This is a genomic window from Enterobacter sp. CCUG 70166 (assembly GCF_020224095.1).
GTDB lineage: Bacteria > Pseudomonadota > Gammaproteobacteria > Enterobacterales > Enterobacteriaceae > Enterobacter > Enterobacter intestinihominis.
Map to the genome: position 1 here is coordinate 121,930 of NZ_NRIQ01000005.1, position 26,125 is coordinate 148,054.

The window sequence follows — 26,125 nt, forward strand, 5'->3', positions numbered from 1 at the left end:
ATCCGCTATGCCACTCCTGCCACGCAGGTCATCATGCGGCGGCGGTAGTTCTCATAAATCCCCATTGCCAGCAGCGAGAAGAAGATCGGTCCGCCAACCATCCACAGCGTGCTGCTCCAGTCATTTGCCTCAACCACGGGCTGAATGACGGTAAAGATGTTGGCGAACGCGACGACCAGCACCACAACAGTGGTCGCCAGCAGCGTCGCCACGCGGGTTTTGAAGATCACAAACGGTCGCTCCAGATCCCGCTTCGCCTTAAAGAACGGGAACGCCAGCGCCAGGAATAGGTACGGAAGCGTCATCGATACGTTTGCCATCAGGGTCAGCTTGTTATAGAACGCCGACGCGGTATCGCCGCCAAAGGACACCAGCAGAATGAACACGCACACCAGCAGGCACTGCATCCACATCGCGTTGGCAGGCATACCGGCAGCATTCAGCTGCGTCATACGTGCGGGCCACAGCGCCTTTGGCGTCCCCTGAATAATCGCTTTCAGCGGCGAGTAGATCAGCGTGAAGAACGCGCCAGTATAGGCGAGGAACATCGACAAACCGGTAATCCGCGCAAACCAGATCCCCAGGGTGGCCGACGTTTCCGGCGCGAGATCCATGGCGTTGCCCAGCGTCACCCCCAGGCTTTTCATCAACACGTAGGTAATGTTGCCGAGGTTGGTGGTGTTATTGCTCAGTACCTGCTGCCAGTTGGTGCTGACGCCCCAGAGGAAAATCGCCAGCGAGTAGCCAATGGAAATGACGATGGCGGCAAAGATAATGCCTTTGGCGAAGTTCTTTTCCGGGTTTTCGGTTTTATCGACCAGCCCGCCCACGGCTTCAATTCCACCGTAAGCAAAGATGGCAAACACCACGAAGGAGAGCATGGCCAGCCCGGACTGGTAACCCGGATTAGGCGATGAAACGAAGTTGACTTCCTGTGCGAAATGCCCGCCGTTCAGGCACAGAATAGCGATACTGACCAGCAGCAGCACCAGGTTCAGGCACATCACGGAAATTCCGCCAACGGCAGTGATACGGGCAATTTTGTTGATGCCTTTCGAGGCCACCCGCGTGACAACCACCATCCAGCACACCGCCAGAATACCGACCACCTGTGTGGAACTCAGCCCCGCCAGAGACCAGACCTGCGTTTTATCCGCACCGAAGAGAAACGTTGAGAACGGCACCCAGACCTTGGCCGCCGTGCTGACCATCCAGACGACATAGGATGAAAACCACATGAACGTACCGATAAACGCATAACGCGGACCGACGCTGTTGTTCATCCACGAATAGATGCCGCCTTCTTCTTTCCTGTACGCCGACCCCATCTCCGCCATCATTAGCGCAAACGGAATAAAGAAGAACAGCGCGGAAACGATATAAAACGGCGTCGCGCTGTAGCCCATCAGATAAAACGCGGACGGGCTATTGGCAAAGCCAAAAACTGACGTAAAAATCATCAGGATGAGCCCGGTAAGGGTCATTTTTTTGAGTGAGTGAGACATATAACCATCCGAAACGGAATTAAACTGCGCGGATGGTAGCAGATGACCAGACAAATATTGTGGCTATCCGAGTCAAATTAAGAAAAAGACCCGTGCATAGAGAAGATAGTAGTTTTTAATGTGGCAGAGTTAAATGACCAAGTAGGCCGGGTAAGCGACAGCGCCACCCGGCAATCCTTTATGCGCGATCGACCGTAAAGGCAATCACATCGCCCAGTTGTTCTGCGCCCAGCGCCAGCATGACCAGGCGATCCACACCCAGCGCCACGCCGGAGCAGTCCGGCAGACCGGCTTTAAGCGCTTCCAGCAGGTTGGTGTCAATCGGCTGCTGCGGCAGACCGCGCGCGTTGCGCTTGCGGTTATCCTGCTCGAAACGCTGTTGCTGTTCGCGCGCGTCGGTCAGCTCATGGAAACCGTTCGCCAGCTCGATGCCTTTAAAGTACACCTCAAAGCGCTCCGCCACGCGGTGATCTTCGGTGCTGATCTGCGCCAGTGAAGCCTGGCTGGCCGGGAAGTGATAGACAAACGTCGGACGATCTTTGCCAATCTGCGGTTCAACACCAAAGGTGAACAGCAGTTGCAGCAGCGTGTCGCGATCCTCTTCGTTATCCGCCACGTTGCTCAGATCCAGTTTTGCCGCCACTTCACGCAGCTGTGTTTTATCAGCCGACAGCGGATCAATTTCCAGATGACGCTGGAAGGCCTGCTGATAGGAGAGCGTTTCAGCTTCCGCGCAATCCAGCACCTGTTGGAGCAGATCGTCGACTTCGTTCATCAGACGATACATGTCGTAGTGCGGGCGGTACCACTCCAGCATAGTGAATTCCGGATTATGGTGTCGGCCCATCTCTTCATTACGGAAGCTACGGCACAGCTGATAGACCGGACCACACCCGGCCGCCAGCAGACGCTTCATATGGTATTCCGGGCTGGTCATCAGATACAGATTCATGCCCTGAGAGTGGCCTGGGCCAACAAAACGGGTTTCAAACGGGACCAGATGAATATCCGTGACCGTCGCCTGACTCATGCACGGCGTTTCCACCTCCAGGACGCCGCGATCCGCAAAGAAGCGGCGGATCTCCGCCATAATTGCTGCGCGCTTTAGCAGGTTTGGAATGGATGCGCTCGGCTGCCAGGTGGCCGTTTCGCTCATGAGTTATTTCTCCGTTTTCAGACAAGGGCACGAAGTCTACTCGCAAGCCGGGGCAGAGACAAATTTTGCACAGTAAAAGCCCCTTTTCATTGCACAGAGAAATACTGTGACGTCATTCATTAATCACGATGATAAATCACCGCACAGAACAGCAAAAAAATCGAACACGTCAAATTTCCCTCACTTCTACGCGGTTATACTGTTTTACCCATAAAGGAGCAGTGGAATCGCTTCCGCAATCGTCCGTTCGGGCAGGTGAACGTCCTTTAGCTCATCACGTTGCGGGAAAACAAAAATCTGGAGGAATGTCGTGCAAACTTTTCAAGCCGATCTTGCCGTAATAGGCGCTGGCGGGGCTGGATTACGCGCTGCAATTGCTGCGGCACAAGCCAATCCGAACGCCAAAATCGCATTGATTTCAAAAGTCTATCCGATGCGCAGCCACACGGTAGCCGCAGAAGGAGGATCCGCCGCCGTCGCGCAGGATCATGACAGCTTCGAATACCATTTCCACGACACGGTTGCAGGGGGCGACTGGCTTTGCGAACAGGATGTCGTTGATTACTTCGTGCACCATTGCCCAACGGAAATGACCCAGCTGGAACAGTGGGGATGTCCATGGAGCCGCCGTCCGGACGGGAGCGTCAACGTCCGCCGCTTCGGTGGCATGAAGATCGAACGCACCTGGTTTGCTGCCGATAAGACCGGCTTCCACATGCTGCACACCCTGTTCCAGACCTCCCTCCAGTTCCCACAAATCCAGCGCTTTGACGAACATTTCGTTCTCGACATTCTGGTCGACGACGGTCATGCGCACGGACTGGTAGCAATGAACATGATGGAAGGCACGCTCGTCCAGATCCGCGCTAAGGCGGTGGTGATGGCAACGGGCGGTGCGGGCCGCGTATACCGCTACAACACCAACGGCGGCATCGTCACCGGTGACGGTATGGGCATGGCGCTCAGCCACGGCGTCCCGCTGCGTGATATGGAGTTTGTCCAGTATCACCCAACCGGCCTGCCGGGCTCCGGTATTCTGATGACGGAAGGCTGCCGCGGCGAAGGCGGTATTCTGGTCAACAAAAACGGCTATCGCTATTTGCAGGATTACGGCATGGGTCCGGAAACCCCGCTTGGCGAGCCGAAAAACAAATACATGGAACTCGGCCCACGCGACAAAGTCTCTCAGGCTTTCTGGCACGAGTGGCGCAAAGGCAATACCATCTCAACGCCGCGCGGCGACGTGGTACATCTCGACCTGCGTCATCTCGGCGAGAAGAAACTGCTGGAGCGTCTGCCGTTTATCTGCGAGCTGGCAAAAGCCTATGTGGGCGTCGACCCGGTGAAAGAGCCGATCCCGGTGCGTCCAACCGCGCACTACACCATGGGCGGTATTGAAACCGACCAGCAGTGCGAAACCCGCATCAAAGGGCTGTTTGCGGTGGGTGAGTGTTCCTCCGTCGGTCTGCACGGCGCAAACCGTCTGGGCTCGAACTCGCTGGCTGAGCTGGTGGTCTTTGGTCGCATGGCGGGCGAACGCGCGATGGAGCGTGCCGCAACGGCAGGTGAAGCTAACAGCGCGGCGCTGGATGCGCAGGTTGCAGACATCGAAAAACGCCTGAAAGGCCTGGTGAACCAGGAAGGTAACGAAAACTGGTCGAAGATCCGCGACGAAATGGGGCTGTCGATGGAAGAAGGCTGCGGGATCTACCGTACGCCAGAGCTGATGCAGAAAACCGTCGACAAGCTGGCAGAACTCCAGGAACGCTTCAAGCGCGTGCGCATCACCGACACCTCCAGCGTCTTCAATACCGACCTGCTCTATACCATTGAACTGGGCCACGGCCTGAACGTCGCAGAGTGTATGGCCCATTCCGCCCTGGCGCGTAAAGAGTCCCGCGGCGCACACCAGCGCCTGGATGAGGGCTGCACCGAACGTGACGACGTCAATTTCCTTAAACATACTCTCGCCTGGCGCGATGCGGATGGTACCACCCGGCTGGACTACAGCGACGTGAAAATCACTACGCTGCCACCGGCGAAACGTGTGTACGGTGCAGAAGCAGAAGCCGCCGATAAGAAGGAGAAGGCGAATGGCTGAGATGCAAAAACTGAAAGTTGAAGTGGTGCGCTACAACCCGGAAGTGGACGCCGCGCCGCACAGCGCTTTCTATGAAGTCCCTTACGACGAGCAAACCTCCCTGCTGGATGCGCTCGGCTATATCAAAGATAACCTGGCCCCGGACCTGAGCTACCGCTGGTCCTGCCGCATGGCAATTTGCGGCTCCTGCGGCATGATGGTCAACAAAGTGCCGAAGCTGGCGTGTAAAACTTTCCTGCGTGATTACACCAAGGGCATCAAGGTTGAAGCGCTGGGCAACTTCCCGATTGAGCGCGATCTGGTGGTCGACATGACCCACTTTATCGAAAGCCTCGAAGCGATTAAGCCGTACATCATCGGCAACCCGCGCACGCCGGATCAGGGGCCAAACACCCAGACGCCCGCGCAGATGGCGAAATACCATCAGTTTTCCGGCTGCATCAACTGCGGCCTGTGCTACGCCGCCTGTCCACAGTTTGGCCTGAACCCTGAGTTTATCGGCCCGGCCGCCATTACCCTGGCGCACCGCTATAACGAGGACAGCCGCGACCACGGCAAAAAAGAACGTATGGCACAGCTTAACGGCCAGAACGGGGTCTGGACCTGCACGTTTGTCGGTTACTGCTCCGAAGTCTGTCCGAAGCATGTCGACCCGGCCGCCGCCATTCAGCAGGGAAAAGTGGAAAGCTCGAAAGACTTTCTTATCGCTACCCTGAAACCACGCTAAGGAGTGCATGATGACGACTAAACGCAAAGCCTACGTGCGACCAATGCCGTCCACCTGGTGGAAAAAACTGCCGTTTTATCGCTTCTATATGCTGCGTGAAGGCACGGCTGTTCCCGCGGTCTGGTTCAGCCTCGAACTGATGTACGGGGTGTATGCCCTCAAGCACGGCCCGGAAGCCTGGGCCAGTTTTGTGGGTTTCCTGCAAAACCCAATCATCGTGGTTCTGAATCTGATTGTGCTCGCAGCCGCGCTACTGCATACCAAAACCTGGTTTGAACTGGCGCCAAAAGCAGCGAACATCATTGTAAAAGGCGAAAAAATGGGGCCAGAGCCGGTTATTAAAGGGCTCTGGGCAGTGACGGCCGTTGTCTCTGTGGTCATTCTGTTTGTCGCACTGTTCTGGTAAGGAGACTACTGTGATCAATCCAAATCCAAAACGTTCAGATGAGCCGGTCTTCTGGGGGCTGTTTGGCGCAGGCGGCATGTGGAGCGCCATTATTGCCCCGGTCATTATCCTGCTGGTCGGTATTATGCTGCCGCTGGGGCTGTTTCCGGGCGATGCGCTGAGCTATGAGCGCGTACTGGCCTTTGCGAGCAGCTTTATTGGCCGGGTGTTCATCTTCCTGATGATCGTCCTGCCGCTGTGGTGTGGTCTGCACCGTATCCACCATGCGATGCACGATCTGAAAATCCATGTGCCAAGCGGTAAATGGGTCTTCTACGGTCTGGCAACCATTCTGACGGTCGTCACGTTGATTGCCGTGGTCACCATCTGACTGAACAGGCCCGCCATCCGGCGGGCTTTTTACTTTTTCATCTTCTCCACCAGCCACCGGGAAAATTCGCGCATGGCAGGCGTTTCTGCCCGGGACTGCAATCGGGTCAGCCAGTAACTGCCGAGTTCAATCTGCGTTGCAAAGGGCTGCACAATGCGCTCGCTGGCTAACAGATGGGTAAACATATCGACAGGTGCAATGGCAATACCTACCCCTGCCTGAGCGGCCTCCAGCATGGTCACGGACGAATCAAATACCATCACACGGTGCGTTGGCGAAGGGGGGTGCTCGCCGGCCGCCTGCATCCACGCGGTCCACTCGTCGCGTCGGTAGGAGCGCAGCAGCGTAAACCTGAGGATGTCGGCCGGACAGTGCAGACTGGTGGCGATATCGGGCGTACACAGCGGCGCGAGCGGCGCATGACAAAGAAATTCAGCCTCGGTGCCATGCCACGCCCCGCCACCGTAGCGGATCGTATAGTCAAGCCCTTCGGCAGCCGGATCAACGCGGTTGTTATGGGTGGAAAGCTGAAGATCGATGTGCGGATAGCCACGGCGAAAATCGTCCAGCTGTGAGAATAAAACCCCGATGGCAAACGTACCCACCACGCCGATTTTCAGCTTCTCCTGCGCACGATGGTTAGCGAAGCGATCCAGCATTCCGGCTATACGATCGAACGAATCATTCAGTACCGGCAGTAAGTTTTCTCCCTCGGTAGTCAACATCAGCCCGCGCGACACGCGAACGAACAGCTGACAGTTCAGGTGCTGCTCCAGCGCTTTCACATGCTGGCTAATGGCTGAATGGGTCACGTTCAGCTCAATGGCCGCATGCGTAAAGCTGAGATGTCTCGCGGCGGCTTCAAAGGCTCGAAGCGAATTGAGGGGGAGATAGCTTCGCGTCATGGTCTCTTCCGTTAGAAAAATTAACAGCTAATGCTAAATTTAACCGTTTGTCAGGCACAGTCAAATCTAACAGACTACGCCTGTCTGACGGGCCCGGACATCCCCTTGACTCGCTATTACGGAAGATTACTGATGATGAAAAAATCTCTTTGCTGCGCCCTACTGCTCGGCATCTCTTGCTCTGCTCTCGCCGCGCCAGTGTCAGAAAAACAGCTGGCGGAGGTGGTCGCGAATACGGTTACCCCGCTGATGAAAGCCCAGTCGATTCCAGGCATGGCGGTGGCCGTTATTTATCAGGGTAAACCGCACTATTACACGTTTGGCAAAGCCGATATCGCGGCCAGCAAACCCGTTACGCCTCAGACTCTGTTCGAGCTGGGTTCTATAAGTAAAACCTTCACCGGGGTTTTAGGAGGGGATGCCATTGCTCGCGGTGAAATTTCGCTGGACGATCCGGTGACCAGATACTGGCCACAGCTAACGGGCAAGCAGTGGCAGGGGATTCGTATGCTGGATCTCGCAACCTACACCGCTGGCGGCCTGCCGCTACAGGTACCGGATGAGGTCACGGATAATGCCGCCCTGCTGCGCTTTTATCAAAACTGGCAGCCGCAGTGGAAGCCTGGCACAACGCGTCTTTACGCCAACGCCAGTATCGGTCTTTTTGGCGCGCTGGCGGTTAAACCTTCCGGCATGGGCTATGAGCAGGCCATGACGACGCGGGTCCTTAAGCCGCTCAAGCTGGACCATACCTGGATTAACGTTCCGAAAGCGGAAGAGGCGCATTACGCCTGGGGCTATCGTGACGGTAAAGCGGTGCGCGTTTCGCCGGGAATGCTGGATGCACAAGCCTATGGCGTGAAAACCAACGTGCAGGATATGGCGAACTGGGTCATGGCAAACATGGCGCCGGAGAAGGTTGCTGATGCCTCACTTAAGCAGGGCATCGCGCTGGCGCAGTCGCGCTACTGGCGTATCGGGTCAATGTATCAGGGTCTGGGCTGGGAGATGCTCAACTGGCCCGTGGAGGCCAACACGGTGATCGAGGGCAGCGACAGTAAGGTGGCGCTGGCACCGCTGCCCGTGGCAGAAGTGAATCCACCGGCTCCCCTGGTCAAAGCGTCCTGGGTCCATAAAACGGGCTCTACTGGCGGGTTTGGCAGTTACGTGGCCTTTATTCCTGAAAAGCAGTTCGGTATTGTGATGCTCGCGAATAAAAGCTATCCGAACCCGGCACGCGTTGAGGCGGCATACCATATCCTCGACGCGCTACAGTAAAACATTGCGGGTGGCGCTGCGCTTACCCGGCCTACACAACGCATGAACTTTGTAGGCCGGGTAAGGCGAAGCCGCCACCCGGCAAAACACCCTGCACAATCTCCCGCATTTTCCCTGCTGTCATCTACACTTAACAAAAAACAGTAAGGAAACTCCTATGCGCATTCTGCCTGTTATTGCCGCAGTAACAGCCGCGTTTTTAGTGGTTGCTTGCAGTTCCCCTACTCCTCCGCCTGGCGTCACGGTAGTCAGTAATTTCGACGCACAGCGCTTCCTCGGCACCTGGTATGAAATCGCCCGGCTGGACCATCAGTTCGAACGGGGCTTAGAAAAAGTCACGGTCAGCTACAGCGCGATGGATAACGGCGGGATCCGGGTCATTAACCGCGGCTATAACCCGGATCGCCAGATGTGGCAGCAGTCAGTTGGTCAGGCCTATTTCACCGGCGCATCTAACCGCGCGGCCATGAAAGCCTCTTTCATCGGCCCATACTACGGCGGGTATAACGTCATTGCGCTGGACAGAGAGTACCGCCACGCGCTGGTCTGTGGGCCGGATCGCAACTATCTGTGGCTCCTCTCCCGCACGCCAACGATCTCGGCGGAAATGAAACAGCAGATGCTGGACATAGCGACCCGGCAAGGGTTTGATGTGACGAAGTTAATCTGGGTAAAACAGCCGCATTAGTGCGTACTGAGTTTTAACCCGACGATACCCGCGACAATCAACGCGAGGCTGGCGATGCGCGCCAGACTCGCAGACTCCCCCAGCAGCAGAATGCCGGTAATGGCAGCCCCTACTGCGCCAATTCCCGTCCAGACAGCGTAAGCTGTGCCGACGGGTAAGGTTCGCATCGCCCATGACAGCATGACGATACTGACAATCATTGCGGCGATAGTGATGACGCTGGGCGTCAGGCGGGTAAAACCGTGTGTGTATTTCAGACCAATTGCCCATACCACTTCGAGCAAACCAGCAATAACAAGAACGATCCAGGACATTTCAGGCTCCTTAACTTAAAGACAAGTTGGGGCCGTCCCCGATGAGTGAAGCGCTTACGGGTCGTCCCGCAAGGCAGAAGTTGCGCCTTATATTTTGGTTAGCGTGGAATTTTTTTTCAAACTTTTTCTGCTGAACACCTTAAAGCAAGAAATAGCCTCAGTAAGGCACGTAGTTCAGGCATTTATGACTCATCCGACTTCTCTATGATGATAGGCTTTCTGATGGCAGGAAGCCAAACCACTAGCCGACTGCGAAAATTTTATGTTCAAAATTCTTTTGATTGACCGTTGTCACTTCACCCGCGCGGGATTTGAAGCCTGGGTCAATCATTCAGACCTGTTTTCGGGTCATTTCGTCGTAACCGGGGTAAATAATCTTTTCCTCGCCAGAGAGCATATCCTGCAATGGAAACCTGCGCTGGTCATCGCTGATTTATCTGGCTTCCGGCAGGATTTACACCATTTTCAGCAGCTTTCCTCCCTGCTAATTGCCAGCGAAACACTGCCTTTTATTATGCTGCAATCAGGGCAGGAGCAGGAGATGACTGATTATCTGGCGCAGTTCCCGATATGGTCTTCGCTCTCCAAAAATACCGATCTGGAAGCACTGGCGGCGGTGATAAACGACGCGCTAACGTCATGCGCGAGCGCGGAGCTACCGAAAATGGCGGCACCGTTGCTGACGCGTCAGGAAGAAAGAGTTCTGACCTTGTGGATGGATGGTGCGAGCAACCAGAAAATTGCCAGCAATCTTCGCATTAACGGAAAAACGGTATACACGTACAAACGCAATATCCGCATGAAGCTGCATATGGATACGCGCTACTCGCCGTTTTTATCGCTACAGGAAGTGGAGAATTGACGGTACGGTGTAAGAACTTGCCGTACCGTCGCTTACATTAGTTCTGAGCTTTAGTTGCTGCGCCAGAAATCGCGCTACCACCGTCGGAGATATCTTCCCCTACGCCACGGGTGGTGTTACATGCAGTCAGTACCGAAGAAAGCACCAGAACAGAAAAGATCGCTGCAATTGTTTTCTTAACCATAATATCTTCCTTTTATAGCCAAAGTTATTTTGTGTATAGCAACTTAAGAATAGACAAAATCTTGCCGTTTGACGGAAAAGGAAGAATTTTTAGGAAAATTAGACGGAATTAGCTGGCCGCATGGGAAATGATATGGCCGAGATCCTGGATATCTTCACCAACGCCACGCGCGGTGTTGCAGCCGGAGAGAATTGCGCTGGAGAGCGCTAACAGAAGCAGAATTTTAACGGTACGTTTCATCTTCCCTGCCTGCAAAATCAGGCGCAGCGGGCGCTGCGCCTTTAATCATGACGTAAATTACTTCACGCGGGATACGTATTCGCCGGAGCGGGTATCCACTTTGATCACTTCACCGATCTGTACGAACAGTGGCACTTTCACCACAGCGCCGGTAGACAGGGTGGCAGGCTTGCCGCCAGTACCTGCGGTATCACCTTTCAGACCTGGATCGGTTTCAACGATTTCCAGCTCAACGAAGTTCGGCGGCGTAACCGCGATAGGCTGACCGTTCCACAGGGTCACGATGCACTCAGCCTGATCCAGCAGCCACTTGGCGTTGTCGCCAATCGCTTTCGCGTCCGCAGACAGCTGCTCGAAGGTTTCGTTGTTCATGAAGTGCCAGAACTCACCGTCGTTGTACAGGTAAGTCAGGTTCATATCGACAACATCAGCGCCTTCAGCGGAGTCAGTAGATTTGAAGGTTTTCTCAACACGGGTACCGGTCAGCAGGCGGCGCAGCTTAACGCGCGCAAATGCCTGGCCTTTACCTGGTTTAACGAATTCGCTGGCTTCAACCGCGTAGGGTTCGCCGTCCATCATGATTTTAAGACCAGCACGAAAATCGTTGCTATAGTACGTTGCCATAAGGCCCTCTAAATTTGTTAACTGGTAGCTAAGCCACAAAATGGCGCATATTGTAACCCTAAACACCCCGTCCAGAGAAGATTGGTTATCGCAACTTGCCGATGTAATCACCAGTCCTGATGAATTGCTGCGTCTTTTAGACCTCGAACAGCACGAAGCGTTGCGTGCAGGCCGTGAGGCGAAGCGCCTTTTCGCCCTGCGCGTTCCCCGCGCGTTTGTTGCCCGAATGGAAAAGGGTAACCCTGATGATCCATTATTAAAACAAACGCTGACCTCTCAGGATGAGTTTATTACCGCCCCCGGATACAGCACCGATCCGCTGGAAGAGCAGAACAGTGTTGTACCGGGTTTACTGCATAAATACCGCAATCGTGCCCTGCTGCTGGTTAAGGGCGGGTGCGCGGTAAATTGCCGCTATTGCTTCCGTCGCCACTTCCCGTACGCCGAAAATCAGGGTAATAAGCGCAACTGGCAGGTGGCGCTGGACTACATCGCAGCGCATCCGGAACTGGATGAAATCATCTTTTCCGGCGGCGACCCGCTGATGGCAAAAGATCATGAGCTGGACTGGCTGCTGACTCAACTTGAGACCATCCCGCACATTAAGCGTCTGCGCATTCACAGCCGTTTACCGATCGTCATCCCGGCGCGTATCACCGACGCCCTGGTCACGCGCCTGGAGCAGTCCCGTTTACAGGTGCTGCTGGTAAACCATATCAACCATGCGAATGAAATTGACGCGGACTTTCGTGCGGCGATGACGCGTATGCGAATGGCAGGCGTGACGCTGCTCAACCAGAGCGTATTACTGCGCGGCGTGAACGACAGCGCCCACGTGTTGGCCGATCTCAGCAATGCCTTATTTGATGCGGGCGTAATGCCCTATTACCTGCATGTTCTGGATCGCGTCCAGGGCGCGGCGCACTTCATGGTGACGGATGAAGAGGCCCGGAAGATTATGCGCCAGCTGTTAACGCTGGTTTCAGGTTATATGGTGCCGAAGCTGGCACGTGAGATTGGCGGAGAGCCGAGTAAGACGCCGCTGGATTTGCAGCTGCGGCAGCAGTAAAAAAGGAGGTGGCGCTACGCTTACCTGCCTACAGGTAAAGCGGCAGCGCCATCAAAATGTTATATCAGTTCGGGCACTTATAGACCTGGCCGTTCATCTGGCTGGCGGTTGGCACAAAGCTGGACAGCATACCCTGCGTCGGGCTGCTCACCCCGTAAATCACGTTGCCGCCCATTGCCGCAGCCTGATTACGCAGGGCATTGGCCGCACCGCGCATAGAGCCGCCCTCCTCGCCGTGCTGCCCTGACATCCAGTTGCTTTGCTCGCCAGAGGCGGTGCCTAACAGCTGGCATTCGCTGCCCGGCTTATCTTCCACAAAGCGAACGCTCTGGCCCGCTGCCGTCAGCTCATTGCTGGTGCTACAACCCGCCAGCAGCAATGCTGCACCTACAATCCCTGCACAGACTTTTATGCGCATGTTATTCCTCGTTTTCAATAAGCTGGACAGTAGTTGTCCGCGTGTAAACCTTATACTAAAAAGATGACCAAAAGAAAAATGCTGAGCATTTCTGCGAGCCAGATTCCGCTGGCACTCCTCCGACATCTTAAATGAATTCTGATAATAACCTTTGGGATATCGTGTTTTAGCCCCCGATCGTTTTTAGTGATGCGACGTACAACTTTTGTACGGGACTAAAAAAAAGGGGGTTTCATGAGTGCATCATCCTCAGGAGAGGAAAAAGTAACCTGGGTGGGCTATCTGGCGTTCGTGCTCACCATCGTATTTTTCTCAGGTTTTTTCGCCAAAAGTACTGAATGGTGGCGCGTGCTGGATTTTACCGTCCTGAACGGCAGCTTTGGACCGGTGAACGGCGCCCTAACGTTTCGCGGCGAGGGTGGCACAGGAGCGAAAGACGGTTTTTTGTTTGCCCTTGAACTGGCGCCCTCGGTCATTTTATCGCTCGGGATCATTGCCGTTACCGAGGGGCTGGGCGGGCTGCGCGCCGCACAACAGCTCATGACGCCCATTCTGCGCCCGCTGCTCGGCGTGCCGGGCATCTGCTCTCTGGCGCTTATCGCCAACCTGCAAAATACCGATGCAGCCGCAGGGATGACCAAAGAGTTGACCGACGAAGGGTCGATTACTGACCATGAACGCGCCATTTTCGCCACCTTCCAGACCAGCGGTAGCGCCATTATTACCAACTATTTTTCTTCCGGTGCCGCACTTTTTACCTTCATTACCGTCCCGGTGATCGCGCCGCTTGCCGTCATTCTGGTGTTCAAATTTGTTGGCGCGAACTTCCTGCGACTGTGGATCGCCCACATGGAAGTTCGTCGCGTTCAGGAGGAAAAATGATCGCCCAGACGCGTAAAAATATCATGGACTTGTTTATCGATGGCGCCCGCCGCGGCTTTACCATCGCCACCACCAGCCTGCTGCCGAACGTGGTCATGGCGTTTGTCATCATTCAGGCGCTTAAGGTGACCGGCCTGCTGGATATTGTCGGCAGGGTATGCGAGCCCATCATGGCCCTGTGGGCGCTTCCGGGTGCGGCGGCAACGGTACTTCTGGCATCGGTGATGAGCATGGGCGGCGGCGTGGGGGTTTGCGCCAGCCTGGTCGTCGCCGGCACGCTCAGCGGCCATGATGCCACCATCCTGCTGCCCGCCATCTACCTGATGGGCAATCCGGTGCAAAACACGGGCCGCTGCCTCGGCACCGCGGGCGTGAACCCGAAATATTACCCGCACATCATCGCTGTCTGCGTCATCAACGCCCTGCTCTCGATGTGGGTGATGCAGCTACTCTTCTGAGGAGATAAAAATGGATTTTTCAGTGCTGGAACCGCATCTCTTCCGCCATGCACATCTTGTTTGAGTAACGGCTCGACGGGCAATAAAAAACCCCGGGCATCGCTGCCCGGGGTTCATTCTGAGAGGTTCAGAACAACATGATTACATCATGCCGCCCATGCCACCCATGCCGCCCATACCACCAGCAGCACCTAAGTCAGGCGCGTCGCCTTTAGGCATGTCGGTTACCATGCATTCGGTCGTGATCATCAGGCCAGCTACAGATGCCGCGTACTGCAGAGCAGAACGGGTAACTTTAGTTGGGTCCAGGATACCGAAGTCGATCATGTTGCCGTATTCTTCAGTTGCTGCGTTGTAACCGTAGTTACCTTCGCCCGCTTTCACGTTGTTCGCAACTACTGATGGCTCTTCACCGGCGTTGGACACGATCTGACGCAGAGGGGCTTCCATTGCGCGAAGCGCAACTTTGATACCTACGTTCTGGTCTTCGTTCTGAGCGGTCAGGCCAGCCAGTTTAGCGGCTACACGCACCAGCGCGACACCACCACCAGCAACTACGCCTTCTTCTACCGCAGCACGGGTCGCATGCAGGGCATCGTCAACGCGTGCTTTCTTCTCTTTCATTTCAACTTCGGTCGCAGCACCAACTTTGATTACCGCAACGCCGCCTGCCAGTTTCGCTACGCGCTCCTGCAGTTTTTCACGGTCGTAATCGGAAGTTGCTTCTTCGATCTGCTTACGGATCTGACCAACACGGCCCTGAATAGCGGCTTCTTCACCCACACCGTCGATGATGGTGGTAGTGTCTTTGTTGATCACAACGCGTTTCGCCTGGCCCAGGTCTTCCAGGGTCGCTTTTTCCAGCTCCATACCAATCTCTTCAGAGATCACGGTACCGCCGGTCAGGGTAGCGATATCCTGCAGCATCGCCTTACGACGATCGCCGAAGCCAGGTGCTTTAACCGCTGCCACTTTCACGATGCCACGCATGGTGTTAACCACCAGAGTCGCCAGCGCTTCGCCTTCAACGTCTTCAGCAATGATTACCAGCGGCTTGCCTGCTTTCGCAACGGCTTCCAGCACTGGCAGCATTTCGCGGATGTTGGAGATTTTCTTGTCAGCCAGCAGGATGAACGGGCTTTCCAGCTCAACAGCGCCAGTTTCTGGCTTGTTGATGAAGTATGGGGACAGGTAACCGCGGTCGAACTGCATACCTTCAACCACATCCAGTTCGTCTTCCAGACCAGTACCGTCTTCAACGGTGATCACGCCTTCTTTACCGACTTTATCCATCGCTTCAGCGATCAGTTTACCTACGGTTTCGTCGGAGTTAGCGGAGATAGTACCAACCTGAGCAATGGCTTTAGAGTCAGAGCACGGTACGGACAGCGCTTTCAGCTCTTCAACAGCAGAGGCGACAGCTTTGTCGATACCACGTTTCAGATCCATTGGGTTCATGCCCGCAGCAACGGCTTTCAGGCCTTCGGTGATGATCGCCTGCGCCAGTACGGTCGCGGTGGTGGTACCGTCACCAGCAGCGTCGTTCGCTTTAGAGGCAACTTCTTTCACCATCTGTGCGCCCATGTTTTCGAACTTGTCTTCCAGCTCGATTTCACGTGCAACAGAAACACCATCTTTGGTGATGGTTGGCGCGCCGAAGGATTTGTCCAGCACGACGTTACGGCCTTTCGGGCCCAGAGTGACTTTCACTGCGTCTGCCAGTACGTTTACGCCGCGGAGCATTTTTACACGAGCGTCGTTACCGAATTTTACGTCTTTAGCTGCCATGTTCTTATTTCCTCAAATTCGTACAGTTTCGTGCGTTAATTACGCTTCAACAATTGCCAGAATGTCGCTCTCGGACATGATCAACACTTCTTCATTGTCGATCTTCTCGGATTTCACGCCGTAGCCATCGTTGAAAATGACGATGTCACCAACTTTAACGTCCAGTGGCTGCACAGTTCCGTTTTCCAGGATGCGGCCCTTACCGACAGCGATGATTTCGCCACGCGTTGATTTTGCTGCTGCTGAACCGGTCAGAACGATGCCGCCAGCAGACTTGGTTTCAACTTCTTTACGTTTGACGATCACACGATCATGTAACGGACGAATACTCATTGATAGCTCTCCTTTGAGAAAGTCATTATCAGTTATGGATGACGCCGGTCCGCATGCGGTTTTCCGGCTAGTGCCCTGAGAGATGGGGATAGCTTTTTACCCCTTCAAGGGGTAATCGAAAAAAAATTTGCGAAAGTGTTACCATCCACTCTCTTTTGATGGTGGCGGGACGAGGTAAATGAGTGGACTCAGGCAGGAGTTGGGGCTGGCGCAGGGCATTGGCTTACTCTCAACGTCTTTGTTAGGCACGGGCGTTTTTGCGGTTCCCGCGCTGGCGGCGTTGGTTGCCAGCAATAACAGTCTTTGGGCATGGCCGGTGCTGATCGTGCTGGTGTTTCCGGTGGCGATTGTCTTTGCCATACTCGGGCGGCACTTCCCGAGCGCAGGCGGCGTAGCGCATTTTGTCGGTATGGCGTTTGGGCCGCGAATGGAGCGCGTCACCGGCTGGCTATTTTTGTCGGTGATACCCGTTGGCCTTCCGGCAGCCCTGCATATCGCAACCGGCTTCGGACAGGCGCTGTTTGGCTGGCACGATGAACAGCTGCTGCTGGCTGAACTCGGCACGCTGGCGATTATCTGGTGGGTTGGCTCACGCGGGGCCAGTTCCAGCGCCAACCTGCAAACGCTGGTCGCCGTGTTAATCGTCGCGCTGATCATCGCCATCTGGTTTGCGGGTGACATTACGGTGGCGGATATTCCTTTCCCCGCGATTAATGACATCGACCACACACAGCTTTTCGCTGCACTATCCGTCATGTTCTGGTGTTTCGTCGGTCTAGAGGCGTTCGCTCATCTGGCATCCGAGTTTAAACAGCCCGAGCGTGATTTTCCCCGCGCCCTGATGATTGGCCTGCTGCTGGCGGGCACCGTGTACTGGGCCTGTACCGTACTGGTGCTGCACTTCAACGCGTTCGGTGAAGAGAAAGCCGCCGCCGCGTCGCTGCCGGGCATCGTGGTGCAGCTGTTTGGCGTTAAAGCCCTGTGGGTAGCCTGCGTGATTGGCTATCTCGCCTGCTTTGCCAGCCTCAACATCTATATTCAGAGCTTCGCCCGGCTGGTGTGGTCTCAGGCACTTTATAAACCGGATAGCCCCCTCTCACGCCTGTCAAAGCGTCAGCTTCCGGTGAATGCGCTGAATACCGTACTGGGCTGCTGCGTGGTGAGTTCCCTGGCCATTTATCTCCTCGACATCAACCTTGACGCGCTGATTATCTACGCCAACGGTATTTTCATCATGATCTATCTGTTGTGCATGCTAGCGGGCTGTCGGCTACTGAAAGGACGCTTTAAGGCGCTGGCGGCTGTCGGGTGTGTCCTGTGCCTGCTGCTGCTGGCGATGGTGGGATGGAAGAGTGTGTACGCCATCGTCATGCTGGCAGGGCTGTGGGTGTTTTTACCGAAGCGGCAAAATCCGCAGGCCCGGTGAGCGAGCGCCACCGGGCAAGAAACTTACCGATCGTCTTTATGATCTAACCGGTCGCGCTGCTCATCCTTACGCTGATATTCCCCTTCAAAGGTATCCCCCGGGCCGGTGCTGAAACCACCGCCTGGCATACGGCTGAAACGCAGATGCGGCAGCAGCTTCATGGTCAGATGCTTCTGCACCGGCGGCAACAGCAACAGCAGGCCGAGGAAGTCTGTAAAGAAGCCCGGCAGGATCAGCAGCAGGCCAGCAATAATCAGCGACACGCTTTTGATCATCTCGGCGGCCGGGCTTTCACCTGCGGCCATCTTCTGCTGCATTAACAGGAAATTTTTGAAACCCTGATTGCGCACCAGCGACATGCCGATGACGGAGGTGAAGATCACCAGAATCAGCGTCAGCAGGACGCCCAGCACATGGGCAACCTGGATGAAAATCGAAATCTCAATGTAAACATAAAGAAAGAAAGCAATAAATGGTATCCAGCGCACTGGCATCTCCTGTGTGGCAGGTGCCTTCTGGCCCCTGACTGAATGTGTTCGCGAAGCGCGTAGATAAGAAATGGTGACGGTTAGCCAAAATTCAATCGGTTTGCACGGATATTTTTTCTGGAAATATTAAAGCGGTGACATATTTCACAGATTAATAATTATCATGAAATCGGGTCGATAATAAGTGATCCAGCTTACGGCAATTCGCTATCATCAGCATATGATCTCGAACATCTGGCCGATTGAGGGAATAATCGTCGGTCATAAAATATTCAAAACCACATATCTACTGTGTGTTTAGTACAATCCATCGGCAGCTTGAAAAGAAGGTTCACATGTTAAACAACATTCGTATCGAAGAAGATTTGTTGGGTACCAGGGAAGTTCCAGCGGATGCCTACTATGGTGTTCACACTCTGAGAGCGATTGAAAACTTCTACATCAGCAACAGCAAAATCAGCGACATCCCTGAATTTGTGCGTGGCATGGTGATGGTAAAAAAAGCCGCGGCTCTGGCAAACAAAGAGCTGCAAACCATTCCTAAAAGCGCTGCAAATGCGATTATCGCCGCGTGCGATGAAGTGCTGAACAACGGCAAATGCATGGATCAGTTCCCGGTTGACGTCTATCAGGGCGGCGCAGGCACCTCCGTCAACATGAACACCAACGAAGTGCTGGCAAACATCGGCCTGGAGCTGATGGGTCATCAGAAAGGTGAATACCAGTACCTGAACCCGAACGACCACGTTAACAAATGTCAGTCCACCAACGACGCCTACCCAACCGGCTTCCGCATCGCGGTGTATGCCTCTGTCGTCAAACTGGTCGACGCGATTAATCAGTTGGGTGATGGCTTCCAGCGTAAAGCCGTTGAGTTCCAGGACATCCTGAAAATGGGTCGTACCCAGCTGCAGGACGCGGTGCCAATGACCCTCGGCCAGGAGTTCCACGCGTTTAACGTGCTGCTGAACGAAGAGACGAAAAACCTGCTGCGCACGTCCGAACTGCTGCTGGAAGTGAACCTGGGCGCTACCGCCATCGGTACACGCCTGAACACCCCGGATGGCTATCAGCAGCTGGCGGTACAGAAGCTGGCTGAAGTGTCCAACCTGCCGGTTGTGCCTGCAGAAGACCTGATTGAAGCCACCTCAGACTGCGGCGCCTACGTGATGGTGCACAGCGCATTGAAACGTCTGGCGGTGAAACTGTCCAAAATCTGTAACGACCTGCGCCTGCTCTCCTCCGGTCCGCGCGCTGGCCTGAATGAAATCAACCTGCCAGAGTTGCAGGCGGGTTCATCCATCATGCCAGCTAAAGTGAACCCGGTAGTGCCAGAAGTGGTGAACCAGGTTTGCTTCAAAGTCATCGGTAACGATACGACCGTGACCATGGCCTCCGAAGCCGGTCAGCTCCAGCTGAACGTAATGGAGCCGGTGATTGGCCAGGCGATGTTTGAATCTATCCACATTCTGACCAACGCCTGCTACAACCTGCTGGAAAAATGCATTAACGGCATCACCGCGAATAAAGAAGTGTGTGAAGGCTACGTCTATAACTCCATCGGCATCGTCACCTACCTCAACCCGTTCATCGGCCACCACAACGGCGATATCGTCGGGAAGATTTGTGCCGAAACCGGTAAGAGCGTGCGTGAGGTGGTTCTCGAGCGAGGATTGTTGACCGAAGCCGAACTGGACGATATCTTCTCCGCCCAGAACCTGATGCACCCGGCATATAAAGCGAAACGATATACCGATGAAAGCGAACAGTAACCGTTCAGGCTAAGCTTCCGAAAGGCACGTCACTTGTGACGTGCCTTTTTTCTTTATGGCCGTTACCAAAACACAACAATTCAATATCAACTTGTTAATAAGCAAGGCAGGTCTTTATGTTTGGAGCAGAACTCGTCATCGTCCTGTTGGCGATTTATTTGGGCGCACGACTCGGGGGTATCGGCATCGGCTTTGCCGGCGGTCTCGGCGTGCTCGTACTTACCCTGATCTTTCAGATTAAACCCGGCGCAATCCCTTTTGACGTTATCGAAATCATCATGGCGGTTATCGCTGCCATTGCGGCCATGCAGGTAGCTGGCGGTATGGACTACCTGGTGAGCCTGGCGGAGCGTATGCTGCGTCGTCATCCAAAATACATCACCTTCCTTGCCCCACTGGTGACCTGGTTTATGACCATTCTCGCCGGTACTGGCCATACCGCTTTCTCCACGCTGCCGGTCATCACCGAAGTGGCGAAAGAGCAGGGTATTCGCCCGTCTCGCCCTCTTTCTATTGCTGTAGTCGCCTCCCAGATTGCGATCACCGCCTCGCCCATTTCTGCGGCAGTGGTCTTTTTCGCGGGTATTCTCGAGCCGATGGGCGTAAGTTATCTGACGCTGCTGGCGATCTGTATTCCGGTCACGCTGATTGCGGTAATGATCACTGCCGTGCTGTGTAACTTCCTCGGCGCCGAGCTGAAAGACGATCCGGTTTACCAGGAGCGTCTGGCAAAAGGTGAAGTGAGCCTGCGCGGTAGCCAGGTTTTTGAGCTGAAGCCGCATGCAAAACGCTCCGTGCTGCTGTTCCTGATTGGTATCGTCGCCGTGATGTTCTACGCGACCGCCATCAGCGATACGGTAGGTCTGATCCAAAACCCGGTTCTGCCGCGTAACGAAGCGATTGTGGTATTTATGCTGACCATCGCGACGCTGATCAGTATCACCTGTAAAATCGACACCAGCGAAGTGCTGAACGCCAGCACCTTCAAATCCGGTATGAGCGCCTGCGTGTGCGTGCTGGGTGTGGCGTGGCTCGGTGACACCTTCGTGAAAGCGCACATCAGCGATATCCAGACAGTTGCAGGCGACCTGCTGCACAACTATCCGTGGCTACTGGCGGTGGTGCTGTTCTTTGCCGCAACGCTGCTGTACTCCCAGGCTGCGACCACCAAAGCGCTAATGCCTGCGGCACTGATGCTGGGCGTGACGCCGCTGACGGCGATTGCCTCTTTCGCGGCGGTTTCCGCCCTGTTCGTGCTGCCAACCTACCCAACCCTGCTGGCCGCGGTTGAGATGGATGACACCGGCTCGACCCGTATCGGTAAATACGTGTTTAACCACGCGTTCCTCATCCCGGGCGTGGTGGCGATTACGCTCTGCGTGGTCCTCGGCTTTATCATCGGCGGCATTGTGCTGTAAACGGTTAGCCGTTGTAAAAATAGTTAAAAACGGGCCGCGCTGCGGCCCGTTTCATTAATGACCAATCACATGGCGTGATATAGTGAAGACTTTCGTGATGAGGAGGTCGACTTGTGAACACGCCTGATGCTGTTGTTGTACTGTGTACCGCCCCTGATGAAGCTTCTGCCCAGGATCTCGCCGCCAAAGTGCTGGCCGAAAAACTGGCTGCCTGCGTCACGCTACTTCCCGGCGCCACCTCCCTTTATTACTGGGAAGGCAAGCTGGAGCAAGAGTACGAAGTCCAGATGTTGCTCAAAACCAATCTGACCAACCAGCAGGCGCTCCTCGACTGCCTCAAGTCTCATCATCCTTACCAAACCCCGGAGCTGCTGGTGCTGCCAGTGGTCCACGGCGATAACGATTATCTCTCATGGCTCAACGCTTCTTTACGCTGATCCTGCTGCTGTGCAGCACGTCAGTTTTTGCCGGGTTGTTTGACGCGCCCGGCCGTTCGAACTTTATTCCTGCCGACCAGGCATTCGTTTTCGACTTTCAGCAAAACCAGCACGATCTCAGTCTCACCTGGCAGGTGAAAGAGGGTTATTACCTCTATCGCAAGCAGGTCAGCATCACGCCGGCAAAGGCTGACGTCGGCGCATTGCAGATGCCCGCTGGCGAATGGCACGAGGACGAGTTCTACGGTAAAAGTGAAATTTATCGCCAGCGCTTAAGCGTGCCCGTCACGGTGAATCAGGCGGATAAAGGCGCTACCCTGACGGTGACGTATCAGGGCTGCGCCGATGCGGGCTTCTGCTATCCCCCTGAAACAAAGGTCGTTCCGCTTAGCGAAGTGAAAGCGGCGGCCTCCCCTCTCCCCTCAGGGGAAATGGCCAGTGTGAGGGGTGAAGGCGAAGCCGCTTCAGACCTTCCGTTCTCAGCGCTTTGGGCGTTATTGATTGGTATCGGCATCGCCTTTACGCCCTGCGTACTGCCTATGTACCCGCTTATCTCTGGCATCGTGCTGGGTGGTAAGCAACGCCTTTCCACCGCCCGCGCGCTGTTGCTGGCCTTTATCTATGTGCAGGGCATGGCGTTAACCTATACGGCGCTCGGCCTCGTGGTCGCCGCTGCCGGGTTGCAGTTCCAGGCCGCCCTTCAGCACCCCTATGTGCTTATCGGACTGTCAGCAGTGTTTATTCTGCTGGCGCTGTCGATGTTTGGCCTGTTCACTCTGCAACTGCCCTCTTCCCTGCAAACCCGTCTGACGCTAATGAGCAACCGTCAGCAGGGGGGCTCTGCGGGCGGCGTGTTCGCCATGGGTGCCATCGCCGGGCTGATTTGCTCCCCCTGCACCACCGCGCCGCTGAGCGCCATCCTGTTATACATTGCCCAGAGCGGCAACCTTTGGCTCGGCGGCGGCACACTGTACCTTTACGCGCTCGGCATGGGTCTGCCGCTGATCCTTGTGACGGTATTTGGCAATCGTCTGCTGCCGAAGAGCGGCCCGTGGATGGAGACAGTGAAAACCGCGTTTGGTTTTGTCATTCTGGCGCTACCGGTCTTCCTGCTGGAACGCATCATCGGTGATGTGTGGGGTACGCGTCTGTGGGCTATGCTCGGCGTGGCCTTCTTCAGCTGGGCATTTATCGTGAGTCTGGGTGCGAAGAAACCGTGGATGCGCCTGCTACAGATCCTTCTGCTGGCGGCCGCGCTGGTGAGCGTCCGTCCGTTACAGGACTGGGCGTTTGGCACCCCGACAGGTCAAACACAGGCTCATCAGAATTTTATACAGATTAAAAACGTGGATGACCTTAACCGCGCCCTGGTGCAGGCGAAAGGCAAACCGGTCATGCTCGATCTCTATGCCGACTGGTGCGTGGCCTGCAAAGAGTTTGAAAAATACACCTTCAGCGATCCGCAGGTACAACATGCGCTGAGCGATACCGTTCTGCTCCAGGCGAACGTTACCGCCAACAGCGCGCAGGATAAGGCTCTGCTGAAGCAACTTAACGTTCTCGGGCTGCCTACCATCCTGTTCTTCAATGAACAGGGGGAAGAACAGCTGACGCAGCGTGTAACCGGGTTTATGGACGCGACGGCATTCAACGCGCATTTGCGCAATCGCCAACCGTAAACAACACTTTAGACGGGACAAACCGTTGGGAATAGCGGAGGAGATAACCGTGCAACGCGAAGACGTACTGGGACAAGCCCTGCAATTACTTGAGATTCAAGGGATCGCCAGCACCACGCTTGAGATGGTAGCCGACCGTATCGATTACCCTCTGGATGAACTTAAGCGCTTCTGGCCGGATAAAGAGGCGCTGCTGTATGATGCCCTGCGCTATCTCAGCCAGCAGGTGGATATCTGGCGCAGGCAACTGATGCTGAATGAAGAGCTGACCACCGAGCAAAAGCTGCTGGCACGCTATACCGCACTGACGGAGTGTGTCACCAACAACCGTTACCCAGGCTGTCTGTTTATCGCCGCCTGCACCTACTATCCGGATCCCGGACATCCCATCCATCAACTGGCAGATCAGCAAAAACGAGCCGCGCACGAGTTCACACACGAGCTGCTGACCACACTTGAAGTGGATGATCCGGCAATGGTCGCGAAGCAGATGGAGCTGGTGCTGGAAGGTTGCCTGAGCCGCATGCTGGTGAACCGTAGCCAGGCGGATGTGGATACGGCGCACCGTCTGGCGGAAGATATTTTGCGGTTTGCGCAGTGTCGTATGGGTGGTGCACTGACCTAAGCCAGCATTCCCGTCCAGGCGGAAATAAACAAACACAGCGCCATTGCACGTTGAAATCGCACCATCGCCACGGTGGTGCGGAAAATCCGGTTCACCGCCTTCCCCAGCCACGCCCAGCACAATAAACAGACCACTGAGATCGCCAGAAACCATAGCGCCATCAGCGAAATATCCCGTAATGCATGGTCGCTTGCCGGAGCAAACAGACTGACGACGGCCAGCGCCATCATCCAGGTTTTTGGGTTTACAACCTGTAATAACGCCGCTGCCCGCGCGGTAAATCGGACATGACGCCTGGAGGAGAGATTCGCGGCCGGGGCGCTAAATAGCTGCCAGCTCATCCAGGAAAGCCACAGCACACCCGCCCAGCTCATCACCTGACGTATCAGCGGATACTGGCGTAACACTTCTCCTGCCCCAGCGCCTGAAACCAGAACAATAGCGCTGGCGGCAATACACCCACCCAGGATCGCAGGAATCGTATTTTTTACGCCAAAGTGCTGACTGTTAGCCAGTACCAAAATATTGGTTGGCCCCGGCGTAATCGAGGCGACAAATGCAAACAGCAGGAAGGGTATTAAATTCACAGGTGGCTCCTTTTAGTAGAGCCATGAATGTGCCGTTATTTTCTGGAAACGTCTGGAAGGTTTGTGCACAACCGACGGTAGTGTGCCGGAGAAATACGGTACGCCCGCTGGAACCAGCGACCAAGATGGCTTTGATCGGCAAAACCTACTGCCGTCGCCACATCAACAGGCAGTTCCCCATACGCCAGCATCTGTCGGGCCTTTGCCAGGCGCAGCTGGATAAGCCAGGCGTGCGGCGCAAGGTGAAATTCGCGCTTAAAGCAGCAGGTGAGCGTAAAGCGATCCGTCCCCGTCTCCCGCGCAAGGTCTGACAGCCCCACGTTCTCGCCGATATGCGCATAGAGATAGTCGCGGGCACGATGCGCCACAGCGGAGCTTTGTAACTGCGACGGGAGTTTCTTCCGCCAGTGGCAGTGGGCTGTAATCTTAGTGAGCAGGTTATCCATTGTGCTCTGTTGTACGATCTTCATCTCATCGTTATGCAGCGAGGCAAATGTATCACCGATAGCGCGCACCAGCTGAGGCTCTCGCGTCAGCGTTTGGGCAAAGTGGAGGGTGTAACTCCCGGGAGTAGAGTCATACAGCCCTTGAAGCGTACGGGTGAGCCAGTGTTCATCCAGATAAAAGGTCAGATAAGTAAAGCCACCCTCTACCGGCGCATCACCGTCATGAATTTCACCAGGCTCAAGTAAAAAAGCATCGCCCGGCTGGCTACGGTGGCGTTCACGGCGACAGTGGAACTGCTGCGTACCGGAAAGGGTTATTCCGACCAGATAGCTATCATGCCAGTGGGGATCAAAGGCGTGTCCTTCGAAATGCGCCTTAATTGTCTCAATACCTGTTTCTGCATGCTGACGCAGCTCAAGCCAGTCGTTTGCCATACTGCCCTCCTCTTACCGTCAGCATTGTCACATCTTGCCTGAACTGTCTGGAAGATTTGTGCACTTTCAGCGCACAAACGGACAGATTGCCGCAAACTTAAGCAGTTGAACAGCTTTTCCCGAAATAATGTTGACGATCGCGCGCGATTGCGGTTTAATGCGCTCCGTTGCCCGGATAGCTCAGTCGGTAGAGCAGGGGATTGAAAATCCCCGTGTCCTTGGTTCGATTCCGAGTCCGGGCACCACTATTTAAAGAACCCAGCCTATGGCTGGGTTTTTGCTTTTCTGCGCTTATCAAAACCTTACCTTAAATTTATTCCTGTATCTCTTCCCGATGAGGTCGCGCAGCCAGCATTGCCCGGGGGCGCTGCGCTTACCGGGCCTACAAAACCCGCAGGCCAGATAAGGCGAAGCCGCCATCCGGCATGTTTTTCCGCGCACAAAGCAAAAAACCCCGCACCTTCCGGTACGGGGTTCTTTCTGATTGATGCCTGGCAGTTCCCT

General features: G+C 55.1%; 29 protein-coding genes and 1 tRNA gene. 17 read left to right on the forward strand and 13 right to left on the reverse strand.

From position 1 onward, the window contains the following. Positions 1-5: 5 nt before the first annotated feature. Positions 6-1,505, reverse strand: coding sequence for a glutamate/gamma-aminobutyrate family transporter YjeM (gene yjeM, locus CKK19_RS03005; RefSeq protein WP_063853112.1), 1,500 nt, complete (start codon positions 1,503-1,505; stop codon positions 6-8). 178 nt (positions 1,506-1,683) lie between these two features. Next, complete coding sequence (gene epmA, locus CKK19_RS03010) at positions 1,684-2,661, reverse strand: elongation factor P--(R)-beta-lysine ligase (RefSeq protein WP_003855960.1); 978 nt, start codon at positions 2,659-2,661, stop codon at positions 1,684-1,686. Positions 2,662-2,971: 310 nt separating this feature from the next. On the opposite strand from epmA, the gene frdA reads away from it, so the two are divergent. Genes frdA through frdD form a run of 4 tightly spaced genes read left to right on the forward strand, consistent with a single transcriptional unit; the run spans position 2,972 to position 6,265 of the window. Further along, a complete protein-coding gene (frdA, locus tag CKK19_RS03015; RefSeq protein ID WP_023305293.1) occupies positions 2,972-4,762 on the forward strand; it encodes a fumarate reductase (quinol) flavoprotein subunit in 1,791 nt (596 codons plus the stop codon). Then, on the forward strand, positions 4,755-5,489 hold the full coding sequence (locus CKK19_RS03020) for a succinate dehydrogenase/fumarate reductase iron-sulfur subunit (protein WP_022646809.1): 735 nt from the start codon (positions 4,755-4,757) through the stop codon (positions 5,487-5,489). The genes frdA and CKK19_RS03020 overlap by 8 nt, the downstream gene beginning before the upstream one ends. Positions 5,490-5,499: 10 nt before the next feature. Further along, a complete protein-coding gene (gene frdC, locus CKK19_RS03025; protein ID WP_003855953.1) occupies positions 5,500-5,895 on the forward strand; it encodes a fumarate reductase subunit FrdC in 396 nt (131 codons plus the stop codon). Positions 5,896-5,905: 10 nt separating this feature from the next. Next, positions 5,906-6,265 carry a fumarate reductase subunit FrdD gene (gene frdD / locus CKK19_RS03030; RefSeq protein ID WP_000609653.1) on the forward strand — a complete coding sequence of 120 codons (360 nt, stop codon included), beginning with the start codon at positions 5,906-5,908 and terminating at the stop codon, positions 6,263-6,265. Between the two features lie 29 nt (positions 6,266-6,294). Here the strand turns inward: frdD and ampR are convergent, their stop codons facing one another. Further along, entirely contained in the window at positions 6,295-7,170 is an 876-nt protein-coding gene (ampR, locus tag CKK19_RS03035; RefSeq protein WP_058677057.1) for a LysR family transcriptional regulator AmpR, read from the reverse strand. 132 nt (positions 7,171-7,302) lie between these two features. Between ampR and blaACT the strand changes: the two genes are divergently transcribed. Together blaACT and CKK19_RS03045 are read left to right on the forward strand one after the other, a co-directional pair. After that, a complete protein-coding gene (gene blaACT, locus CKK19_RS03040) occupies positions 7,303-8,448 on the forward strand; it encodes an ACT family cephalosporin-hydrolyzing class C beta-lactamase (RefSeq protein ID WP_063853116.1) in 1,146 nt (381 codons plus the stop codon). A 157-nt stretch (positions 8,449-8,605) separates the two neighbouring features. Beyond that, positions 8,606-9,136 carry a lipocalin family protein gene (locus CKK19_RS03045; protein ID WP_022646806.1) on the forward strand — a complete coding sequence of 177 codons (531 nt, stop codon included), beginning with the start codon at positions 8,606-8,608 and terminating at the stop codon, positions 9,134-9,136. Here CKK19_RS03045 and sugE read toward each other — a convergent pair. Next, positions 9,133-9,450: a quaternary ammonium compound efflux SMR transporter SugE gene (sugE, locus tag CKK19_RS03050; protein WP_022646805.1), complete on the reverse strand. Its 318-nt coding sequence runs from the start codon at positions 9,448-9,450 to the stop codon at positions 9,133-9,135. The two genes, CKK19_RS03045 and sugE, sit on opposite strands and share 4 nt — an antisense overlap. Positions 9,451-9,712: 262 nt before the next feature. Here sugE and CKK19_RS03055 point away from each other — a divergent pair, with 262 nt between their 5' ends. After that, complete coding sequence (locus CKK19_RS03055) at positions 9,713-10,312, forward strand: helix-turn-helix transcriptional regulator (protein ID WP_023299123.1); 600 nt, start codon at positions 9,713-9,715, stop codon at positions 10,310-10,312. 37 nt (positions 10,313-10,349) lie between these two features. On the opposite strand, the gene ecnB is transcribed toward CKK19_RS03055, so the two are convergent. The 3 genes from ecnB to efp form a co-directional block, all read right to left on the reverse strand. Continuing rightward, entirely contained in the window at positions 10,350-10,496 is a 147-nt protein-coding gene (gene ecnB / locus CKK19_RS03060) for a lipoprotein toxin entericidin B (RefSeq protein ID WP_006178941.1), read from the reverse strand. 108 nt (positions 10,497-10,604) lie between these two features. Next, complete coding sequence (locus tag CKK19_RS03065; protein WP_006810410.1) at positions 10,605-10,736, reverse strand: entericidin A/B family lipoprotein; 132 nt, start codon at positions 10,734-10,736, stop codon at positions 10,605-10,607. A 57-nt stretch (positions 10,737-10,793) separates the two neighbouring features. Further along, complete coding sequence (gene efp, locus CKK19_RS03070; protein WP_003855940.1) at positions 10,794-11,360, reverse strand: elongation factor P; 567 nt, start codon at positions 11,358-11,360, stop codon at positions 10,794-10,796. 40 nt (positions 11,361-11,400) lie between these two features. Here efp and epmB point away from each other — a divergent pair, with 40 nt between their 5' ends. After that, a complete protein-coding gene (gene epmB / locus CKK19_RS03075; protein ID WP_063853117.1) occupies positions 11,401-12,429 on the forward strand; it encodes an EF-P beta-lysylation protein EpmB in 1,029 nt (342 codons plus the stop codon). Between the two features lie 64 nt (positions 12,430-12,493). On the opposite strand, the gene CKK19_RS03080 is transcribed toward epmB, so the two are convergent. Continuing rightward, positions 12,494-12,847: a DUF4156 domain-containing protein gene (locus tag CKK19_RS03080; protein ID WP_022646802.1), complete on the reverse strand. Its 354-nt coding sequence runs from the start codon at positions 12,845-12,847 to the stop codon at positions 12,494-12,496. 234 nt (positions 12,848-13,081) lie between these two features. Here CKK19_RS03080 and CKK19_RS03085 point away from each other — a divergent pair, with 234 nt between their 5' ends. Further along, entirely contained in the window at positions 13,082-13,729 is a 648-nt protein-coding gene (locus CKK19_RS03085; RefSeq protein ID WP_048965857.1) for a nucleoside recognition domain-containing protein, read from the forward strand. Then, positions 13,726-14,187, forward strand: coding sequence for a YjiG family protein (locus CKK19_RS03090; RefSeq protein WP_048965858.1), 462 nt, complete (start codon positions 13,726-13,728; stop codon positions 14,185-14,187). Before CKK19_RS03085 ends, CKK19_RS03090 begins: the two co-directional genes overlap by 4 nt. A 141-nt stretch (positions 14,188-14,328) precedes the next feature. Here the strand turns inward: CKK19_RS03090 and groL are convergent, their stop codons facing one another. Together groL and CKK19_RS03100 are read right to left on the reverse strand one after the other, a co-directional pair. Next, positions 14,329-15,975, reverse strand: a complete 1,647-nt coding sequence (groL, locus tag CKK19_RS03095) for a chaperonin GroEL (protein ID WP_006810416.1) — start codon at positions 15,973-15,975, stop codon at positions 14,329-14,331. Between the two features lie 39 nt (positions 15,976-16,014). Next, positions 16,015-16,308: a co-chaperone GroES gene (locus CKK19_RS03100; RefSeq protein WP_003855929.1), complete on the reverse strand. Its 294-nt coding sequence runs from the start codon at positions 16,306-16,308 to the stop codon at positions 16,015-16,017. 178 nt (positions 16,309-16,486) lie between these two features. On the opposite strand from CKK19_RS03100, the gene yjeH reads away from it, so the two are divergent. Continuing rightward, positions 16,487-17,734, forward strand: a complete 1,248-nt coding sequence (gene yjeH, locus CKK19_RS03105; protein ID WP_225455026.1) for an L-methionine/branched-chain amino acid transporter — start codon at positions 16,487-16,489, stop codon at positions 17,732-17,734. Between the two features lie 23 nt (positions 17,735-17,757). On the opposite strand, the gene CKK19_RS03110 is transcribed toward yjeH, so the two are convergent. Continuing rightward, positions 17,758-18,222, reverse strand: a complete 465-nt coding sequence (locus CKK19_RS03110) for an FxsA family protein (protein WP_003855925.1) — start codon at positions 18,220-18,222, stop codon at positions 17,758-17,760. Positions 18,223-18,557: 335 nt separating this feature from the next. Between CKK19_RS03110 and aspA the strand changes: the two genes are divergently transcribed. From aspA to CKK19_RS03135, 5 genes are all read left to right on the forward strand, one after another. Then, positions 18,558-19,994 carry an aspartate ammonia-lyase gene (gene aspA / locus CKK19_RS03115; protein WP_003855923.1) on the forward strand — a complete coding sequence of 479 codons (1,437 nt, stop codon included), beginning with the start codon at positions 18,558-18,560 and terminating at the stop codon, positions 19,992-19,994. A 116-nt stretch (positions 19,995-20,110) separates the two neighbouring features. After that, positions 20,111-21,412: an anaerobic C4-dicarboxylate transporter gene (locus tag CKK19_RS03120; RefSeq protein WP_008502949.1), complete on the forward strand. Its 1,302-nt coding sequence runs from the start codon at positions 20,111-20,113 to the stop codon at positions 21,410-21,412. Between the two features lie 113 nt (positions 21,413-21,525). Continuing rightward, positions 21,526-21,849, forward strand: coding sequence for a divalent cation tolerance protein CutA (gene cutA, locus CKK19_RS03125; protein ID WP_003855908.1), 324 nt, complete (start codon positions 21,526-21,528; stop codon positions 21,847-21,849). Further along, positions 21,825-23,528 carry a protein-disulfide reductase DsbD gene (locus CKK19_RS03130; RefSeq protein ID WP_063853119.1) on the forward strand — a complete coding sequence of 568 codons (1,704 nt, stop codon included), beginning with the start codon at positions 21,825-21,827 and terminating at the stop codon, positions 23,526-23,528. The genes cutA and CKK19_RS03130 overlap by 25 nt, the downstream gene beginning before the upstream one ends. A gap of 49 nt (positions 23,529-23,577) precedes the next feature. Beyond that, positions 23,578-24,153 (forward strand): transcriptional regulator, encoded by a 576-nt coding sequence (locus CKK19_RS03135; RefSeq protein ID WP_017383972.1) that lies wholly within the window; start codon positions 23,578-23,580, stop codon positions 24,151-24,153. Here CKK19_RS03135 and CKK19_RS03140 read toward each other — a convergent pair. Together CKK19_RS03140 and CKK19_RS03145 are read right to left on the reverse strand one after the other, a co-directional pair. Next, positions 24,150-24,740, reverse strand: coding sequence for a LysE family translocator (locus CKK19_RS03140; RefSeq protein ID WP_023299118.1), 591 nt, complete (start codon positions 24,738-24,740; stop codon positions 24,150-24,152). The two genes, CKK19_RS03135 and CKK19_RS03140, sit on opposite strands and share 4 nt — an antisense overlap. Positions 24,741-24,775: 35 nt before the next feature. Beyond that, positions 24,776-25,621 (reverse strand): AraC family transcriptional regulator, encoded by an 846-nt coding sequence (locus tag CKK19_RS03145; RefSeq protein ID WP_063853120.1) that lies wholly within the window; start codon positions 25,619-25,621, stop codon positions 24,776-24,778. 169 nt (positions 25,622-25,790) lie between these two features. Between CKK19_RS03145 and CKK19_RS03150 the strand changes: the two genes are divergently transcribed. Next, positions 25,791-25,866: transfer RNA gene (locus CKK19_RS03150), tRNA-Phe, on the forward strand. The last annotated feature ends 259 nt before the right edge of the window (positions 25,867-26,125 follow it).

Bases quoted from the DNA above. Each gene is read 5' to 3' on its own strand.
- yjeM (WP_063853112.1), bottom strand. From the start codon at position 1,505: ATGTCTCACTCACTCAAAAAAATGACCCTTACCGGGCTCATCCTGATG.
- epmA (WP_003855960.1), bottom strand. From the start codon at position 2,661: ATGAGCGAAACGGCCACCTGGCAGCCGAGCGCATCCATTCCAAACCTG.
- CKK19_RS03020 (WP_022646809.1), top strand. From the start codon at position 4,755: ATGGCTGAGATGCAAAAACTGAAAGTTGAAGTGGTGCGCTACAACCCG.
- frdC (WP_003855953.1), top strand. From the start codon at position 5,500: ATGACGACTAAACGCAAAGCCTACGTGCGACCAATGCCGTCCACCTGG.
- ampR (WP_058677057.1), bottom strand. From the start codon at position 7,170: ATGACGCGAAGCTATCTCCCCCTCAATTCGCTTCGAGCCTTTGAAGCC.
- blaACT (WP_063853116.1), top strand. From the start codon at position 7,303: ATGATGAAAAAATCTCTTTGCTGCGCCCTACTGCTCGGCATCTCTTGC.
- CKK19_RS03045 (WP_022646806.1), top strand. From the start codon at position 8,606: ATGCGCATTCTGCCTGTTATTGCCGCAGTAACAGCCGCGTTTTTAGTG.
- sugE (WP_022646805.1), bottom strand. From the start codon at position 9,450: ATGTCCTGGATCGTTCTTGTTATTGCTGGTTTGCTCGAAGTGGTATGG.
- CKK19_RS03055 (WP_023299123.1), top strand. From the start codon at position 9,713: ATGTTCAAAATTCTTTTGATTGACCGTTGTCACTTCACCCGCGCGGGA.
- ecnB (WP_006178941.1), bottom strand. From the start codon at position 10,496: ATGGTTAAGAAAACAATTGCAGCGATCTTTTCTGTTCTGGTGCTTTCT.
- CKK19_RS03065 (WP_006810410.1), bottom strand. From the start codon at position 10,736: ATGAAACGTACCGTTAAAATTCTGCTTCTGTTAGCGCTCTCCAGCGCA.
- efp (WP_003855940.1), bottom strand. From the start codon at position 11,360: ATGGCAACGTACTATAGCAACGATTTTCGTGCTGGTCTTAAAATCATG.
- epmB (WP_063853117.1), top strand. From the start codon at position 11,401: ATGGCGCATATTGTAACCCTAAACACCCCGTCCAGAGAAGATTGGTTA.
- CKK19_RS03080 (WP_022646802.1), bottom strand. From the start codon at position 12,847: ATGCGCATAAAAGTCTGTGCAGGGATTGTAGGTGCAGCATTGCTGCTG.
- CKK19_RS03085 (WP_048965857.1), top strand. From the start codon at position 13,082: ATGAGTGCATCATCCTCAGGAGAGGAAAAAGTAACCTGGGTGGGCTAT.
- CKK19_RS03090 (WP_048965858.1), top strand. From the start codon at position 13,726: ATGATCGCCCAGACGCGTAAAAATATCATGGACTTGTTTATCGATGGC.
- groL (WP_006810416.1), bottom strand. From the start codon at position 15,975: ATGGCAGCTAAAGACGTAAAATTCGGTAACGACGCTCGTGTAAAAATG.
- CKK19_RS03100 (WP_003855929.1), bottom strand. From the start codon at position 16,308: ATGAGTATTCGTCCGTTACATGATCGTGTGATCGTCAAACGTAAAGAA.
- yjeH (WP_225455026.1), top strand. From the start codon at position 16,487: ATGAGTGGACTCAGGCAGGAGTTGGGGCTGGCGCAGGGCATTGGCTTA.
- aspA (WP_003855923.1), top strand. From the start codon at position 18,558: ATGTTAAACAACATTCGTATCGAAGAAGATTTGTTGGGTACCAGGGAA.
- CKK19_RS03120 (WP_008502949.1), top strand. From the start codon at position 20,111: ATGTTTGGAGCAGAACTCGTCATCGTCCTGTTGGCGATTTATTTGGGC.
- CKK19_RS03130 (WP_063853119.1), top strand. From the start codon at position 21,825: ATGGCTCAACGCTTCTTTACGCTGATCCTGCTGCTGTGCAGCACGTCA.
- CKK19_RS03145 (WP_063853120.1), bottom strand. From the start codon at position 25,621: ATGGCAAACGACTGGCTTGAGCTGCGTCAGCATGCAGAAACAGGTATT.